The organism is Shewanella sp. MF05960 (assembly GCF_050849305.1).
Classification (GTDB): domain Bacteria; phylum Pseudomonadota; class Gammaproteobacteria; order Enterobacterales; family Shewanellaceae; genus Shewanella.
This window is the reverse complement of the sequence record NZ_JBOZPS010000007.1, coordinates 95499-114394: the sequence shown is the minus strand read 5'-3', so window position 1 is coordinate 114394 and position 18896 is coordinate 95499. Positions and strand designations below refer to the sequence as shown.

The 18896-nt window shown below is 44.3% G+C and carries 11 protein-coding genes; 7 read left to right on the top strand and 4 right to left on the bottom strand.

The genetic code is table 11. The features are described 5' to 3' along the window. Nucleotides 1-44 precede the first annotated feature (44 nt). Nucleotides 45-1226, top strand: coding sequence for an NO-inducible flavohemoprotein (gene hmpA / locus ACROAE_RS09040; protein ID WP_432400924.1), 1182 nt, complete (start codon nt 45-47; stop codon nt 1224-1226). A gap of 99 nt (nt 1227-1325) precedes the next feature. Here hmpA and ACROAE_RS09035 read toward each other — a convergent pair whose 3' ends face one another. Together ACROAE_RS09035 and ACROAE_RS09030 are read right to left on the bottom strand one after the other, a co-directional pair. After that, a complete protein-coding gene (locus tag ACROAE_RS09035; RefSeq protein ID WP_432400922.1) occupies nt 1326-2075 on the bottom strand; it encodes a single-stranded DNA-binding protein in 750 nt (249 codons plus the stop codon). 70 nt (nt 2076-2145) lie between these two features. Then, nucleotides 2146-3522 (bottom strand): MFS transporter, encoded by a 1377-nt coding sequence (locus tag ACROAE_RS09030; RefSeq protein ID WP_432400920.1) that lies wholly within the window; start codon nt 3520-3522, stop codon nt 2146-2148. Between the two features lie 246 nt (nt 3523-3768). Between ACROAE_RS09030 and uvrA the strand changes: the two genes are divergently transcribed. From uvrA to ACROAE_RS09015, 3 genes are all read left to right on the top strand, one after another. Then, complete coding sequence (gene uvrA, locus ACROAE_RS09025; RefSeq protein ID WP_432400918.1) at nt 3769-6633, top strand: excinuclease ABC subunit UvrA; 2865 nt, start codon at nt 3769-3771, stop codon at nt 6631-6633. A 50-nt stretch (nt 6634-6683) separates the two neighbouring features. Next, entirely contained in the window at nt 6684-7655 is a 972-nt protein-coding gene (locus tag ACROAE_RS09020) for a M28 family peptidase (protein ID WP_432400916.1), read from the top strand. A gap of 254 nt (nt 7656-7909) precedes the next feature. Continuing rightward, nucleotides 7910-9799, top strand: coding sequence for a DEAD/DEAH box helicase (locus ACROAE_RS09015; RefSeq protein WP_432400914.1), 1890 nt, complete (start codon nt 7910-7912; stop codon nt 9797-9799). 191 nt (nt 9800-9990) lie between these two features. Here ACROAE_RS09015 and ACROAE_RS09010 read toward each other — a convergent pair whose 3' ends face one another. Continuing rightward, on the bottom strand, nt 9991-10959 hold the full coding sequence (locus tag ACROAE_RS09010; protein WP_432400912.1) for a DMT family transporter: 969 nt from the start codon (nt 10957-10959) through the stop codon (nt 9991-9993). Nucleotides 10960-11167: 208 nt separating this feature from the next. Between ACROAE_RS09010 and ACROAE_RS09005 the strand changes: the two genes are divergently transcribed. From ACROAE_RS09005 to ACROAE_RS08995, 3 genes are all read left to right on the top strand, one after another. Further along, nucleotides 11168-12271 carry a phosphoribosylaminoimidazolesuccinocarboxamide synthase gene (locus ACROAE_RS09005; RefSeq protein ID WP_432400910.1) on the top strand — a complete coding sequence of 368 codons (1104 nt, stop codon included), beginning with the start codon at nt 11168-11170 and terminating at the stop codon, nt 12269-12271. Nucleotides 12272-12764: 493 nt separating this feature from the next. Next, the gene (locus ACROAE_RS09000) at nt 12765-14918 is read left to right on the top strand and encodes a TonB-dependent siderophore receptor (protein WP_432400908.1); all 2154 of its coding nucleotides are present in this window, start codon (nt 12765-12767) and stop codon (nt 14916-14918) included. Nucleotides 14919-15015: 97 nt separating this feature from the next. Continuing rightward, a complete protein-coding gene (locus tag ACROAE_RS08995; RefSeq protein WP_432400906.1) occupies nt 15016-16137 on the top strand; it encodes a PepSY-associated TM helix domain-containing protein in 1122 nt (373 codons plus the stop codon). 87 nt (nt 16138-16224) lie between these two features. On the opposite strand, the gene exeM is transcribed toward ACROAE_RS08995, so the two are convergent. Continuing rightward, complete coding sequence (gene exeM, locus ACROAE_RS08990) at nt 16225-18840, bottom strand: extracellular exonuclease ExeM (protein ID WP_432400904.1); 2616 nt, start codon at nt 18838-18840, stop codon at nt 16225-16227. Nucleotides 18841-18896: the final 56 nt, after the last annotated feature.

Here is an 18896-nt window from a genome sequence, read left to right as displayed (position 1 = left end):
AACAATTGAAGTTTATCGCAATTTAATCCCAGAAGGACTCATCAATGTTAGACACTGCAACCGTACAAATTATTAAAGCCACAGTGCCAGCACTGCAAATTTACGCTAATGACATCACTAGCCATTTTTATCCTTTATTGTTTGCTCAGCATCCTGAAGTGCTGCCGTTTTTTAATCAAACTAACCAAGGTAAAGGAACCCAGCCTAAAGCATTAGCGAACGCAGTAATTGCCTATGGCGCCAATATTGATGAACTCGGTAACCTAAGCGACGCTGTGAGCAAAATTGTACAAAAACATGTGGCATTAGGTATTTTACCTGAGCAATACGACGCAGTGGGCAGCTGCTTATTACAAGCCATTAAAGCCGTATTAGGTGATGCCGCCACAGATGAAGTGATTGATGCATGGGCCAAAGCATACGGCCAATTAGCCAATATCTTGATTGCTGCAGAAGAGTCTATTTACACGGCCAACGAGCAAAAAGAAGGTAGCTGGCGCGGCGAGCGTGAGTTCATTTTAGTGAAACGTGAAGATGAAAGTTCACTGATCACCTCATTTTACTTTCAGCCTTTTGATAACCAAGGCTTACCCGATTTTGAAGCAGGACAATTTTTAACCATCGTATTTGACGACATTGATGGTATTTCAATGCGTCGTAATTACAGCTTGTCTGATGCAGCAGGCAAAGATTACCTCAGAATTAGCGTGAAACGAGAGCCAAATGGCATAGTATCCAGCCATTTACATAATAATATTCAACTTGGTGATAAAGTGAAGTTACGCGCACCAAGCGGTGACTTTACCTTACGTAAAAATGCAAAACCATTAGTGTTGCTCACTGGGGGCGTCGGTATTACGCCCGCCATCAGCATGCTCAATACTGCTGCAGGTTCTGGCCGTGATATTCGCTTTATTCATGCCGCGATTAACAGCGACGTGCACGCCTTTAAGCAGCATGTAGATACTCTTGCCGCTACCAATAGCAACATTACACCACTATACATTTACAGCCAGCCACAAGCGCATTGCCAACCGCATGCCACTGGGTTTATTGACGCCTCAATCATTGAAGCGCAATTACCGGCAGACCGCGATGTTGAGTTTTATTTACTCGGCCCTGTTGGGTTTATGAAAGCCGCTTTAGTTATCGCCACCAGCCTAGGTGTACCAGCAAGCCAAATTCATTATGAATTCTTTGGCCCAGCGGAATCATTAACCGCTTAACTGAGCCACAGCATCAAAACTTGAGCTGAGCGACGAGAGATCAAAAAAGCCCTGACATGACTGTCAGGGCTTTTTGTTAATTCGTTGTTCTAAATTGAATTAAAAAGGAATATCGTCATCCCAACCTTCATCCAAATCTGGAGTAAAGTTTTGTGCAGGCTGTGGCGCTGGGCGTTGAGCCGGTGCATTTTGTGGTTGGAAGTTACCTTGTGGAGCCGCTGCAGGCTTAGGCGCATAAGCAGGCGCTTGTTGCGCTGGAGCTGGCTGCTGATATCCACCTTGTTGGCCCGCATTTGACTGGCCCTGGTAAGTGTTGGTATTGCCAGCCGGTGCAGCTTGGTTATACTGCGGACGTGGAGCAGGTGCTGCGCCTGGAGCTGCTGGAGCTGGACGAGATTGCTGACCCATGCTTTGCTGACCTTGGCTTGGGTTTTGGTTGTACTGACTTTGACCTTGACCCTGGCTTTGATTGTACTGACCTTGACCACCAGCGTTATCGCCACCCGCATTGCGACCGTCTAGCATTTGCATTTCCATCGCATTGATTTCGGTTTTGTAACGGTCTTGACCGGTTGCTTGGTCTTGCCACTTACTGGTCTGCAATTTACCTTCTAGGTAAACCTTAGAGCCTTTCTTTAAATACTCACCCGCAATTTCAGCAAGACGACGGTACATAACAATATTGTGCCATTCAGTGCGCTCTTGCACTTGACCTTGTTGGTCTTTCCACGACTCACTTGTCGCTATTGTAAAGTTGGCTACGGCATTGCCGTTTGGCATGTAACGAACCTCAGGATCTTTACCTAAGTTACCGACCAAAATCACTTTATTCACACCACGACTAGCCATCGAAATCTCCTGAGATTTTTATCTGTTTACTTTATCTGAATTTATTTTATCTGAATTCTAACGAAATGATCTACACGACCTGTTGCACAGAGCCTAACACAGCTCGGGCTTCGCTTAAATTGAATTTATCATCGGCCTTTAAATAAGCGACCTTCTCTTCAAGCACCACAATGGCTTCAACTACACCTGCCAATTGCGATAATTCGGTGGCCATAATTTGAGCATCATTTTTATCTTTTATATTAGCTTCAAGGGTATAGCTTTTTAATAACACCGGTTTTTGCATACCAATCGTTAATAACAGCCACACAAACATCAGCCCTAATGCGACAAAAAACACCCCAGAAGCACCCACTAATTGATAAGCACCACCGCCTAACATACCACCACAAAATGCACCTAAAAATTGGCTGGTTGAATACACGCCCATCGCTGAGCCTTTTTCACCGACAGGGCAAAATTTTGCAATTAAACTCGGTAACGAGGCTTCTAGATAATTGAAGCCAGTAAAAAACAACACAATTGCCGCACTTAACATCCAAATGTTATCAGCAAAAACACCCATAATGGCCAATGAAAGCATCATAATCACTAATGATAACTGGAACATCGTTTTAGTGTTGTTACGCTTAACGCCAATGATGATTAACGGCACCATTAAAAAGAATGCGCCGACAAATGCAGGGAAATACAGCATCCAATGTTTTTCTTTGACCAAACCGGCATCCACTAAATCTAGCGGTAACGCAACAAACACCGCGGTTAATACCAAATGCAGAATGAAAATACCGGCGTCTAAACGAAACAGCTGCGGGTCTAGCAACATACGTTTTAATTTAGTTGGTGTGGCAACAGTGTCACCTTTTGGCGCTTGAGTAATTGGGTTAGGTACAAAAAACTGCACGATTAACATGCCTAATACTGCCAACACGGCGGTTAGAAAAAACAACCCCGTTAAACCCATATATTGCGCCACAATTGGCCCAACTAATAACGACAGCGCAAACGAGAATCCGATACACATGCCTATTACGGCCATGACTTTCGTGCGTTGTTCATCGCGGGTTAAGTCGGCGGCTAAGGCTAATACGGCGGCGGCAATCGCGCCCATACCTTGTACTGCGCGGCCAAATACCACACCGTAAATATGATCAGATGAGGCAGCAATCAAACTACCAATGGCAAATAACACCAAACCGCCTAAAATAATTGGTTTGCGACCATACTTGTCTGACAAAATCCCCATTGGAATTTGCAACACTGCCTGAGTCAGTCCATAAGCACCAATAGCAATACCCACCCATAACGGTGAAAAGCCCTCTAGGTGCTGACCATACAAGGCGAAGACAGGCATGATCATAAACAGCCCCATCATTCGTAAACCAAACACACTGGCTAACGAAAAAGCGACCTTTTTTTCCATACCCGACAGTCCATTACTGGCCATGCAATTGCCCTTCGAAAAATGATTCAATAAAATGATTAGCTGCGCATATTATCACAGCGTCATAAATTAGCTCAAAAGGAAATCGTAGTTTGCGACCTATGCTTCATTTAGTTCATCATTTACTAATCTTAATCTTCGTTTACTGCGTATTTAAAACATCATTCATAACAAAATTGATCAACAGCCACTTAGTAATGTATGCGATACTGATCATCGTTTTGTTTACACCAGTCATAGAGCGAATAGATGGATAAAATTGAAATACGCGGTGCCCGAACCCACAATCTAAAAAACATCAATCTAACAATTCCACGTGACAAACTTATTGTTATTACTGGATTATCTGGTTCTGGAAAATCATCATTAGCCTTCGATACCTTGTATGCAGAAGGCCAGCGTCGTTACGTCGAATCCTTGTCGGCTTATGCGCGTCAGTTCTTGAGTATGATGGAAAAACCCGATGTCGATCATATCGAAGGCTTAAGCCCAGCGATTTCAATTGAGCAAAAATCGACTTCGCACAATCCACGCTCTACCGTGGGCACGATTACCGAAATCTACGATTATTTACGCCTATTATTTGCCCGCGTGGGTGAGCCTCGCTGCCCAACGCATAATTTACCCTTGTCGGCACAAACGGTCAGCCAGATGGTCGATAAAGTCTTAGCCATGCCGCAAGACAGTCGTCAAATGTTACTGGCGCCAGTAGTCAACGACCGTAAAGGTGAGCACGTTAAACTGCTTGAAAGTTTGTCGGCCCAAGGTTACATCCGCGCCCGAATTGACGGCGAAGTGTGTGACTTAACCGATCCACCAACCTTAGATTTACACATAAAACACACGATTGAAGTGGTTGTTGACCGCTTTAAAGTGCGTGATGACATTAAACAGCGTTTAGCTGAATCGTTCGAAACCGCATTAGAACTCTCTGGCGGCATAGCCAAAATCGCTAGCATGGAAGACTCAAGTACCGAAGAGTTAGTCTTTTCGGCTAACTTTGCTTGCCCGCACTGTGGCTATTCAATGGCCGAGCTTGAACCACGCATTTTCTCGTTCAACAATCCAGCTGGTGCGTGCCAAACCTGTGATGGCCTAGGCGTACAACAATTTTTTGACCCAGACCGCGTAATCACCAACGATGAATTATCATTAGCTGGCGGTGCCGTTAGAGGCTGGGACAGACGCAATTTCTACTATTTTCAAATGCTCAGTTCATTGGCAGAACATTACAAGTTTGATGTTGAAAAGCCGTTTGCCGAACTCAGTGATAAAGTGAAAAAGATTGTCTTGTACGGCTCAGGCAAACAGAATATCGCCTTTAAGTACATTAACGATCGCGGTGATGTGGTGGTGCGTAACCACCCATTTGAAGGCATTTTAAATAACATGGACCGCCGCTACCGTGAAACCGAAAGTAATTCGGTACGCGACGAGTTGTCTAAGTTTATTAATATGCAGCCTTGTAATAGCTGTGGCGGATCACGCCTTCGTGAAGAAGCACGCAATGTATTTATTGGCGAACTTAATTTACCGCAATTAACCACCTGGTCGATTGGCGAAACTAAAGAGTATTTTGATACTGTTGAATTTGAAGGCCAACGCGCACAAATTGCTGAAAAAATCTTAAAAGAAATTAGTCAACGCCTGGGCTTCTTAGTCAATGTCGGACTTAACTATTTAAGCTTGTCACGTTCTGCCGAAACCCTGTCTGGTGGAGAAGCTCAGCGTATTCGCTTAGCCAGCCAAATTGGTGCAGGGCTTGTGGGCGTGATGTACGTGTTAGATGAACCTTCTATTGGTTTACATCAACGCGACAACGAACGCTTACTGCAAACCCTTATCCACCTTCGAGATTTAGGCAATACCGTCATTGTGGTCGAACACGATGAAGATGCTATTCGCCTCGCCGACCATGTTATCGATATCGGTCCTGGTGCTGGCGTGCATGGCGGCGAAGTGATTTGTGACGGCACATTGGAAGACATTCTTAACTGTGAAGAGTCAGTGACGGGTCAATATATTTCCGGCAAAAAGCAAATTCACATCAGTGACGAACGCACCCCAATCGACCCTAAAAAAGTTATTGAACTATTTGGTGCCTCAGGCAACAACTTAAGAGATGTCGACTTAACCATTCCGATTGGTCTATTTACGTGTGTTACTGGCGTATCAGGCTCAGGCAAATCGACCTTAATTAACGACACCTTCTTTAAAATTGCCCATCGCATGCTCAACGGTGCCACGGTAGATGAACCCGCACCGTATAAAAGCATTAAAGGCATGGAGCAATGTGACAAGGTTGTCGACATCGACCAAAGCCCTATCGGCCGCACCCCACGCTCAAACCCAGCCACTTATACTGGCATTTTCACACCTATACGTGAGTTATTTGCCGGCACGCAAGAATCACGCACTCGTGGCTACCTTGTGGGACGTTTCTCGTTTAACGTTAAAGGCGGTCGTTGTGAAGCCTGCCAAGGTGATGGCTTAATTAAAGTGGAAATGCACTTTTTACCTGACGTGTATGTCCCTTGTGATTCATGTAAAGGAAAGCGCTATAACCGCGAAACCTTAGAAGTGAAATACAAAGGTAAAAACATTCACGAAGTGCTGCAAATGACGGTTGAAGATGCGCGTAGTTATTTTGATGCCATCCCCTCCATCGCACGTAAGTTACAAACCTTAATCGACGTGGGTTTGTCTTACATTCGTTTGGGACAAAGTGCGACAACCTTATCTGGCGGTGAAGCGCAGCGGGTTAAACTGGCTAAAGAGTTATCTAAACGCGATACGGGTAAAACCTTGTACATTTTAGATGAACCTACCACAGGCCTTCACTTTGCAGACATTCAGCTATTGTTAGATGTATTGCATCGCTTAAAGTCGCATGGCAATACCGTTGTGGTGATTGAGCATAATTTAGATGTGATTAAAACCGCAGACTGGATTATCGACTTAGGCCCAGAGGGCGGCGCTGGCGGCGGTATGATTTTGGCGGCTGGCAGCCCTGAAGATGTCGCCGAGCACCCAGAGTCACATACCGCTCGATTCTTAAAGCCAATGCTTGCTATTCATAAGCAGCGTGCAAAGAAAGCCCAAGCGAAAAAGTAACGCCATAAACGGCAACCTAGCCACTTAATCACTCAGAGGAGAATACAAATATGTTGCAATCTCTTATGTGTTATCGAGTGGCGAGGTTATTGTTATTGACCAGTTTTATAGGCGGCTGCAGCGCAAGCTTGCCCGAATGTTCATCTGAGCTAATCTCTTCATGGCCTGAAGCAAAACAACAAATCAACCAAGATATAATCCAGCTGACCTCAGCCGAATTTCAAGGGCGCAAAACGGCCACCGCAGGCTCAAAAGTCGCGCAAACATTTTTGATATCACGCTTTAATCAACTTGGGCTTAAGCCTTGGCAAGCCGAGTTTGCGATACCTTTTACTTTTGATTATCAATTCTCAACCATGACCGGCACTAATTTAGTCGCCACCATTCCCGCAAAAGTACCATCACGTCGCTGGCGCATCATTACCGCCCATTACGATCATTTAGGCCAAAAAGGCGGTGAGTTTTTTCCGGGTGCAGATGATAACGCTTCAGGGGTGGCGGGTATGCTCGCAATTGCCCAACGCTGGCAACAATATGCACCAGTAGATGATATTAACTTGATGTTGGTCGCAACCGATGCTGAAGAACCCGGATTGTTTGGCAGTGATGCGTTAGTGAAGTTATTGCAACACGACCCCACTATAGAAGTGGAGTTAAGCGTTAATCTTGACATGATTGGCCACCCAGACCGACGTCGAGCCATATACATGGAAGGCGAAAAGAATCTCGCTCAGTTTTCACAAGTCCAACAGCAATTAATGCAACAAACACAATTGTGCATTCGTACACATCGCAGAAATTTACTCAGCGGGCGGTTAAATAAAACAGATTGGTTACGAGCCTCAGATCATTATCCGTTTCACAAAGCAGGCTATAAATGGGTGTATTTTGGCGTGCCACCACATGTGCAATACCACACCATAAATGACACGGCTGATACCCTTGATATCGACTTTATTGTTGCTGTGGCCGAAACCGTGTATCAGATGTTAAGCATTGATAAATTGACTGTGATCCCATAAAACACATCATAAACCGCAACAAGTGTTCACTTTTCAATCGATTAGCAAGTACCATAAATCAAGAATCAGGCCAATCTTGACTATTAATAGCCAAATTAAGGTTTATTTTCAGTTTTTACGTGGTCAAATCGCATACTTGCTGCTATAATACGCCCCCTTATCGGCGCGGGAAATCGACACGGGGTTGATTTTCTGTCTGTGAAACTTTAGCACGAGCTTCCGAACTTCGTGCGCATCCACAAGGCTACAACTCAATGTCATCCAATGAAAGAACTTTCCGCGAACTCGGCCTGTCTGAGTATTTGTTGCGTTCACTTGACGAGCTTGGTTATGAAAAACCAACGCCAATTCAGTCTGCTAGTATCGACCCGCTTATGGCTGGTAAAGATATTATCGGTCAAGCGCAAACCGGTACCGGTAAAACAGGTGCTTTTGCCCTGCCTTTACTAAACAAAATCGACATGAAAATCAATGCTCCACAGATTTTAGTGTTGGCTCCAACTCGTGAACTAGCCGTTCAGGTTGCTGAAGCTTTTGGTAGCTATGCAAAACACATGAAAGGCTTCCACGTACTGCCGATTTACGGTGGTCAAAGCATGCAACAACAGTTAAACGCCCTTAAACGTGGCCCACAAGTGATTGTTGGTACACCAGGTCGTGTAATGGATCACATGCGTCGTGGCACACTTAAATTAGACTCATTAAAAGCATTAGTGCTTGATGAAGCTGATGAAATGTTAAAAATGGGCTTCATCGACGATATCGAATGGGTATTAGAGCACAAGCCTGCTGACAGCCAACTTGCATTATTCTCGGCAACTATGCCAGAGCAAATCAAGCGTGTAGCAGCTAAGCATTTGAACGACCCTATTAACATCAGCATTGCTGCCAGCCACACAACGGTAGAGTCAATTGACCAACGTTATGTGCAAGTATCACAACACAACAAACTTGAAGCGTTAGTTCGCGTATTAGAAGTTGAAAATACTGAAGGTATTATCATTTTCGTACGTACACGTAATAGCTGTGTTGAATTAGCAGAAAAATTAGAAGCACGCGGTTATGCATCATCACCACTACACGGTGACATGAACCAGCAAGCACGTGAACGTGCTGTTGATCAACTAAAACGCGGCAAGCTAGACATTTTAATCGCGACTGACGTTGCGGCACGTGGTTTGGACGTTGAGCGTATTGGCCACGTTGTAAACTACGATATTCCTTATGATTCAGAAGCCTATGTACACCGTATCGGTCGTACAGGTCGTGCTGGTCGTACTGGTATGGCAATCTTGTTTGTAACCAACCGTGAAATGCGTATGTTACGCACTATCGAACGCGCTACAAACAGCCGTATTTCGCCAATGAAAGTGCCTAGCCCTGAATCAGTTGCAGAGCGTCGTTTATCTCGTTTAGGCGAGCAAATCCAAGAAACCATCAATGGCGACTTAGATTTCATGAAAAACGCAGTTGCTGAATTATGTCAACAGCTTGAAGTTGATACAGACTTACTTGCAGCGGCATTGTTACAACAAGTACAGCAAGAGCGTCCATTACAGTTACCAACCATTACTGAACGTCAACGTGATTCACGTGACGAGCGCAGTGATCGTAGTGACCGCGGTGACCGTAACAGCGATCGTGGCGACCGTCCACGTCGTGAACGCAGCGAACGCGGCGATCGTAGCAGCCGTCCAGCACCAACCAGCTTTGGTAGTGCAGACACCCTAAAAGATAACCCAGACGTTAAAATGAACCGTTATGTTATCGATGTGGGTCGTGAAAATGGCGTTGGAGTAGGTAACATTGTTGGTGCTATTGCTAACGAAGCTAACATCGACAGCCGTTTCATTGGTCAAATTCAATTATTCGACCAAGTGACCACAGTTGACTTACCAGACGGAATGCCAAAAGACATCCTTGCTCACCTAAGAAAGGTGCGTGTATGTGGTCGTCCTTTGAACATCCGTGAAGCTGGCGATGAAGTATTTGCAGACTCAGGCCGTGGTGCTCCACGTAAACCTCGCAGTGACCGTCCTCGTGGTGATCGTCCACGTGGTGACCGTCCTGCTGGTGACCGCCCAGCCGGCGATCGTCCTGCAAGTGTTGAACGTCGTCCACGTAAGCCACGTGACAACGGTTAATCATTCAGCTGAATGACACAAAAAATGGAGCCTAACGGCTCCATTTTTGTTTTCAGTTTTTAATAATAAAGACTCTAGAGCGCTACGCTGCTAGGTTCTAGAATATTAGAGCGCTTGTTATCATTTCTAGCAGGACGAAGTCCGTCCTAGCAGCGAAGCGACTCTAGTGATAATCTTTTTATACCAAAATGTTACAGCACCCTCCTGAATGCTTTAGCCTGCTTGCGCTTTTGATACATAGGAACGATTTGCACCAAAAAGACTGCACACACAATCAGCACTATTCCCATAAATGACAAGCCATCGATGTTGGCACTGCTAAATACCCCACTCCACCAGCCTAAACTGACGACTATTTCTGTCGCGGTAAAACTCAATACCGGCGTTAACGACAACATTGCACTGACTTGTGCGGTTGGCCAATAATGTAAAGCCTGACCAAAACAACCATACGCTATCAAAGTATTGGCGCCGCAAAATAGCACTATCCACCATTGATCGAGTGTCATGGTTTCAAACTGACTAAAATCGCTGAATGGCGCCATAAGGACAATGCCTAATGCATAGATAAATAACAGCACATTACTCGGCGACAGACGTTGGCTCACCGACTTTTGTAATAAGGCATAACTGGTCCACGACATCACTGAAAACTGCACAATCATAATGCCGATAAGCACTTGCTCATCACGAGCTTGGTCCATATCAAGTTGCGGATGGAAAAACATCAGCATCCCCAATCCAAGCGTCGCAAAACAACTTAATTGAAACGCATTAAAACGTTCTTTAAAGAATAACACCCCGCCAAATGCCAAGAAAAATGGCGCGGTTTGAAAGTTAAGCTGCGCAGTGCCTGGAGCTAAATACCCCAACGAATACACAAACGACACGTAATTGCACATCAGCAATACACCAGCCAATGTGAGTTTGAGCCATATTGCCCGAGGTAAATCCACAAATTGGCGTAGCGCCCCGATTTTCCATTGAATAACCAACGTCACAACGAGAGCCATAACAAACCGAAACCAGGTCAACGTCACTGGTGTAATAAATCCACCAGACAACTTTAATGCTATAGGCAAAATACCCCAGAAAAATACGGCTATAGAAACAAATATCAATCCTAAACGGGCATTCGCGCTTTGTTGTTCACTGTTCACGTTGGTTTATCCATTACATCATGAAGGCGTGAATTTTGCCTGATTACCCCGATAAAGTCTTTATCAAGAATGGCTAGCCTTATGCTTGATTGTTCGCATAACAAAAAAGCCTATTTCAACCACTCCTTTTATCGTGCAAACACGTTGAATGCAGGTAAAATAGCCGCCATAAAAAACCTATGTGCCCTACTACCTAAGGAACACTCGCATGAGTCTTGCTGATTCCGTTCTTGCCGTGAACAATGATTTACCTATCCGTACCGATAAGCCTGTCCACAGTGGCAAAGTTCGCAGCGTTTACTGGTTAACAGATGCTGATAGCCGCCGACTTATTCAGGATAAAGGCTACGATGTCCCAGAAGATACTCCACTCGCGATTATGGTGATCAGCGACCGAATCTCGGCATTTGATTGTATTTTCCATGGCGAAGGTAACTTGCAAGGCATTCCTGGTAAAGGCGCTGCATTAAATGCGATTTCTAACCACTGGTTTGGTTTATTCGCTGAGAACAAGTTAGCCGACAGTCACATTCTTGACATTCCGCATCCGTTTGTGTGGATAGTCCAAAAAGCCCGCCCCATAAAAGTTGAAGCCATTTGTCGTCAGTACATTACTGGTTCGATGTGGCGCGCCTACTCAAAAGGCGAACGAGTCTTTTGTGGTATTACCTTGCCAGAAGGCTTAACTAAAGATCAAAAACTGCCAGAGTTGCTAATAACGCCATCAACAAAAGGGATTTTAACCGGGATACCTGGCGTACCAGCACAAGACGATGTCAACATCAGTCGCAGCGACATAGAAGCCAACTACCAAGCATTTGGTTTTGAAAAGCCACAAGATATCGACCTATACGAAACCCTGCTAAAACAAGGCTTCAAGGTCATTTCAGACGCACTGGCTAAACTGGATCAGGTGTTTGTCGATACTAAGTTTGAATTTGGCTACGTGAATGACAAAAACGGCCAGTCAAAACTCATTTACATGGATGAAGTCGGTACTCCTGACTCATCACGTATTTGGGACGGAGCCGCATATCGCGACGGTAAGATTGTTGAAAACTCAAAAGAAGGCTTCCGCCAGTTCTTATTGAACTATTTTGACGATGCCGACATTCTATTAAACAAAGACAGAATGCCAGAACGTGAAGCCCTTGCACGTGATAACGACCTACCACTAGATGCGATGATGAACGTGTCGCGCACCTACACAGGCGTAGCTGAAAAAGTCACCGGGTCAAGTATTCCATTACCCGCAAACCCTAAAGCAGACATCATCAAAGTGCTGCGCGAGCAATATGATTTAATTGACTAATCACGCTCGTGCTATATACATTAAGGCGCCTTATGGCGCCTTATACCAATTCCATTAATTATCTGGTCATTCAGCGGGAGTTCTGTGTCTTCTAGGCAAGTAATAGAATTGTAGGCATAGTTGTTCTACGTCAAAATGCTATTAAGCAGCATAGAAGGCACAGAAACCCGCCTTGCAGGAGACACTCAGACCGTTCATTTCTTTGTTGCATGGCCTTAAAAGGGAATAACCATTCTTTCAACAATGCGCCTCAAACTGAACAATCTGAGTGACTCTGATTGGTCACATAATTAATGGAATTGGTATTAATTCCATTCGCTATCATGATGTTCAATCCCTAGCCAATTCTCCCCTTCAAAGACCATAAATTTACAAAACACCAAAATGTAAATGATAATGATTTACGTTTGCAATAAGTGTATTATCCCGGCAATAACATAATGACTCATAACAGAACAAGGATTCGTTCGTAGCCGTTGAAGATGATAACACCATGAAACTAAACAAAATTAGCCTAGCTGTTCTTTGCGCTATCAGCTTATCGCAACACGCCATTGCTGCCGATGAAACCATCGCAAGTCAAAACGAACCAGTAAACACTGATAATATTGAAAAAATTGAAGTCACCGGCAGTTATATTGCAGGTTACAACGCTCACTCCGTCAGTGGAGCGTCACGGTTAGACTTAGCCATCATTGATATCCCCCAGTCAGTTTCTGTTATCACTGAAGCGCAAATGCAAGACTTTCAATTGCACGACATCAATGCCGCATTAGACTCAGCAACTGGGGTGAACGTTGAGCGGATTGAAACGGATCGAACTTACTATACCGCCCGTGGTTTTGATATTACTAACTTCCAAATTGACGGTATTGGTTTACCGCTTACTTCAGGGAATAACCACGCCGATGAAGATACTGCCATTTACGATCGCATCGAGGTTATCCGCGGTGCTAACGGCTTAATGACAGGTGTGGGTAATCCATCTGCCACCATCAACTTTATTCGTAAACGCCCTACCGCAGACAATCAACTAACCGTTAGCGGTACTTACGGCAGCTTTAATAACACCCGTATCGAAGCCGATGGTTCTGTCAGACTCAATGACACCTTTGCTGCCAGAGCTGTAGCGGTAACTCAAAGTAAAGATTCGTATTTAGACCGCTATGAAACCGATAAAAATGTCTTTTATGTATTTTTAGAAGCCAACTTAACAGACGACACTAGCTTATCACTAAGCCACAGCTACATTAATAATGACGCCACAGGCAATAACTGGGGCGCCCTGCCGCTGTTTTACACTGACGGCAGCGCCACCCATTACGACAGTTCGACCAATACCTCTGCTGACTGGTCTAACTGGCAAGTGATTAAAAATAATACTGTGTTAGAGCTTAGCCATCATTTTAATGATGATTGGCGTTTACGAGCGACTTATTCACATAAAACAACAGATGAAGATACAGAGCTATTTTATGTTTTCGGTACGCCGGACAAGGATACCGAGTTAGGCCTAACGGGTTATGGCAGTGAATATGATTTAGATGACACAAGTGATTTAGTGGATATTTATATTGATGGTAACTTCAGCCTCTTTGGCCGTGAGCATCAACTTGTCGCAGGGGTTAACTACTCTAAAATGAGCTACAACGACAGCTCGCTTTACGATTACACCACAGGTAACGGATTCCCTGCGATGCCTGATCTCAACACCTGGGACGGCAATACACCAAAACCCACTTTTAACGATGATTTACGCGGTAGTGATGTGACCCGCAAACAACAAGCAGCCTACTTTACCGGTCGCTTTAGTATTGTGGATGATTTACACGTGATCATCGGCGGACGTTATAACGATTGGCAAGCCGAAGGCGAGTCGTACGAAATTGACCAACAAGCTGATTATGACAAGTTTATTCCGTACATTGGCGCTGTTTATAGCTTCACCCCTGAACTGGTCGCTTACGCCAGCTACACCGAAAACTTTGTCGCACAAACTGAAACCAACAGTGTCGGCGTGTTTCTTGACCCCATTACCGGAGAAAGCCGCGAAGTGGGCGTTAAAAGTGAGCTGTTCAACGGCCGTTTAATTGCCAGCCTAGCCTATTTTGACGTAGAGCAAACCAATATTGCCGTTCTCGATCCAGACACCGCAGGATTACCTATCGACATGCAAACTTACTATGGTGCTGACGGGATTAGCAGCACAGGTTTTGAGTTTGAAATTGCGGGTGAAATTTACCCTGGTTTGAATGCCAGCATAGGTTACACAGATTTTGACATTGAAGGTGACGATACGGTTGCAGCTTACACTCCCAGCAAATTATTAAAATTTGCCGCTACCTATGATTTTGAAACCATAGAAGGGCTCTCTATCGGGATGAACATGCGCTGGCAAGACGATATCTCGCGTAATCAAGGTGTCGTAGCAACAGGTTTTGACAACGCAGGCGCCGAGATTATCACCAAACAAGATGCGTATGCGGTGATTGATTTAATGGCCAAATATCAAATTACCGACAATTTAGGTTTGGCATTAAATGCTAATAATGTGGCCGATGAAAAGTACATTAATAGCTTATATTGGGCCCAAGGTTACTACGGTGCACCAGCAAACTACAGTGCGACACTGAGCTGGAAAATGTAATTACTCGTTCAATCTGTTTCAGTGAGATAACCCTTGCGCAAATCCACACGCGTTAGGTTATCTCGCTGAGCTCATCCAATAATGAAATGACATTCTTATGAGAAAAACCTTATTTAAATGGCACTCCTACGGTGCCATCATCGCCATGCTGCCGTTATTGATTATTTCAATCACCGGCAGCATTTTAGTTTTTAAAGTCGAAATAGACAGCTTATTACGCCCTGCTCACATGTTAGTTGACGCATCAGCCTCTAGCCCCAGGGTCAGTTTAGACACTCTAATGAATACTATGCTAAGCGCCAATAACGATTATGAATTAGGTGGTTGGGAAATTTTTGATGATAAATCGCGATCTGACGCTGGCTATTTAATTAAACGCGGCACTGAAGATTGGTTTAAAGTCTATGTAAATCAATACAGTGGACAGCTTTTATCTGAACCACAAACGTTAACGCATTACATAACCGACTGGATACTTGAACTGCACTATAGCTTTTTATTCCACGTAGCTGGAACTAGCGTTGCCTTAATTGTCGGCTGTATCATGCTGTTTTTAGGGATCAGCGGGATCATATTATATCGCCGCTTTTGGCAAAAATTATTTACCTTACGATTTAACGCCGTCAGGCGAATATTGTTTAGCGACATTCATAAATTTATCGGTATTTTAAGCTCGCCAGTGCTCATTATTGTGGCTTTAACTGGCGTGTATTGGAATTTTATTGGCATTCAACATGAACTTAGCGAGCATGCCGATGGTGAACATTATTTAGTCAGTGCGCCACGTCATAACCCTAGTATTGCCTTTGAAGCACTCATGCAACAAACAGAGGCCGAAATTGCCAGCTACAAAGCGGGTTACCTTACCATGCCATTTGAACCCGGCCGTGATATCACCTTTTACGGCGAGGTCGACAGTCGCAATCCATTTAATAGTGAGTACGCCAATTATGTGAGTTTTGACAGAACCACAGGAAAGTTGCTCGCCAAGCAAGATATACGTCAGGCGGACACTTTAACCGTGTTTTTAGACAGCTTTCGTAAATTACACTTTGGCTATTTTGGTGGCCTGCTAAGCCGTATTATTTGGTGTGCTATTGGCTTAATGCCACTTATCCTTGGATTTACAGGGTTGTATATGTATTGGCACCGCCGTAAACAACGGATTAAATCAGCACAAAATCGCCGCCAACAAGTCGTAAGCGCATCAATAATCTGAGTGCATAAAATGGCCAATAAAAAAGGATGACTATATAGTCATCCTTTTTTCTTAAGCACTAAAACAATTAGCCCACATTAACCAACATTAGCTGCGACGACGTAAGCCTAGTGCACCTAATAACATTAATGCGAAGTAGCCTAAGCTACCACCGTCACTCTTTTTCTCTGGCTCTACAGGATCTGGAGTCGGGGTCACTACTGGCGCTGGGTAGCTTAATGCAATAATCACTGGGTCGTGATCAGATGCTGAAAATGCATTTTCAGACTTCACTAACTCACCAGTGTACTTGCTGCCATATTCAAATAGATTAGATTCAACCGAGTTGATGTGCCAGTCATCAATATCGACTAACTTAGCGGCTAAACTCGCATTACCTAACGCATGGTCTAAGTTACCTAGCTCACCGTTGTAGCTATATGAGTAAGTGTCAGCACCGTGCGCTTGAGTATTTAAGTTAATTAACCCGTAACCTTTATCAATCACACTACCTTCACGTTCATACACTTTGCCATCAAGGGTAGTCCATGACGCAGTACGGATAACATGGTCTGTTGTCGATGCATCATAGTCGGTTAATACAGCGACAGGATCTTCTTTGCCATAAGCATTTAAATCACCAATCACTAACACATCACCGTCAACATCTTTAAGTGACTCACCTAATACTTTGGCAGCCGATACGCGGAACGCAGTACACTTACCTTGTAAGTCAGCAGGCTCTGAGTTGTCATTAAATTTAGCCCAATCTTCAACACAACCTGAACCTTTCGACTTAAGGTGATTTACCACAATCGTGAGTTTTTCATCATTAATGCTAAAGCTTTGTACTAGGCTGTGACGTTGGAACACATTATAGCTAGGGCTAGATTCAACAACATCATTTTGCTCGCGAGTTTCAGCACCTTCAGCAGCATGCTGCTCAGGTGTAGCAATCACTTGCGCGGCACCATTTAAGCTAATACGGGCTGGGCGATATAACATGCCCACAGTAATGGCATCGCTACCAATGAATTTGCCTTCATACTTATCAGCATCTTCAATTTCAACAAAGCGATATGCTTGCTCGTCTGTCAGCTCAGCATTTAATGCATCAACTAGGTTTTGAATCGCACTTAGCTCGCCAAAACCGTTGTTAGCGATTTCCATTAAACCAACAACATCAGCATTCATGGCAGCGAGTGCAGTCACAATCTTGGTGCGCTGTAGTACCATTTCGTCTTCAGTTAACGCACCACGGTTGCTGTTTGATGGATTAGCATCGCCACCCACTGCGTCATTGAAGAAGTTAAGTACGTTAAAGCTTGCTACACGAATGTCGCCCATGTCTGCCACAGTTGGCGCATCGGTACGGTCATCAACACGGATAAAGTCACCCGCAGTGATAGTGTTCGTCGCTAAAAGACGGTATGAGCTGTAGCTATAACCAATCACACCTTCAAGATTAGTTAACTGATCACCAACGCGGATATAACCTGTTTCAGCATTAAAGTCAGGGAAGTAAGGTACTTCGCCGTCTTTAGCTTTGAAATCTGACTCAACAAATAGCTGGTTAACGATATTGGCATCATTTAATGCTACCGCTTCTGCTGAATTTGGCTCAAATACTTGAGTCGGTTTCATTAAAGGTGCTTTATGCGACAACACCATGTTGTTGCGATAGCTTGAGTAATCGAAACTAAAGGTACGAGTGACTTTCATGTCGCTGCCAGCATCTAGCTTCACTTTCATGCCTTCAACGCGCTCTAATGCTTGTGCAAGTGTTTCGCCGTCAGCAACATAAAATTCAACAGCAGCCGGCACATCGCCTAACACACCCACTTCAAATTTTTGATCGTCTTTAATATCAATCTGAGTTGAGCCGAAATACTCTTTAACTTTACCTTGTACACACACTTCTGTACCAGGCTGAACAGTGTCTGGCGCAGCTTCATTCAAATAAACAAAAATACCGTCAGAGGTGTATGGCGAACCGTCACCTTGAGCATCTTGAATAAAGAAACCTTTATATAAACTGTCACTTCTAGCGCTAACAATACCTTTTACGGTCACTTCATTAGCTGACTCAAAGCTGCCACTCACAATCAATGGGCTTGAATCACCAGCGCCTTGAATGTCATAAATATTAGTCAGCGTGGCGCCGTTACAGGTAAAGGTGCTTGGCTCTGGAGCTGCTGCAGCTTCTAGGGTACCTAAGCCACTAAAGGTATCTTTTTCTAACTCAACCCATTGGGCAGCAGCGTAAGTTGTGCTTGCCGTTAAGTCGTCAACATTACGTTGAAAGGTGGTATCAAGCCCCCAACCCGCTGGCGTAGGAATATCGCCAATCACATCAACCAATACTCCATCTTTTAATAGGCCGACTGCATCGCCACCATTAAAATATAGGTTACCGGTCATTGAGTCGGTACCTGCTGGCAAAGTGATTGCCGCGCTTGGATGTAAAATCACTTTGATGCTTTTCGCCGCAATAGAGTCAACAAGGTCGACCATATCTGTTGCTGTGGTATCACCGTCTTTGTAGCGAACTAATTTGTAACCTGTTAAATCAACGGCGGCGTCACCGTTGTTATACAGCTCAATAGCTTTGTTGTTTGAGCTACCTTCAACGTATTCACTAATAAGCACATCTGCATTCGCCATCATTGGCAATGCAGCGGCTACTGCGAGTGAAACCGCCGTTAGTTTAGTCAGTCCTTTCATGTTTTTAACCCCATACTTTGTAATAAAAATGCTATTTTTTTGTAATATGCGGCCAG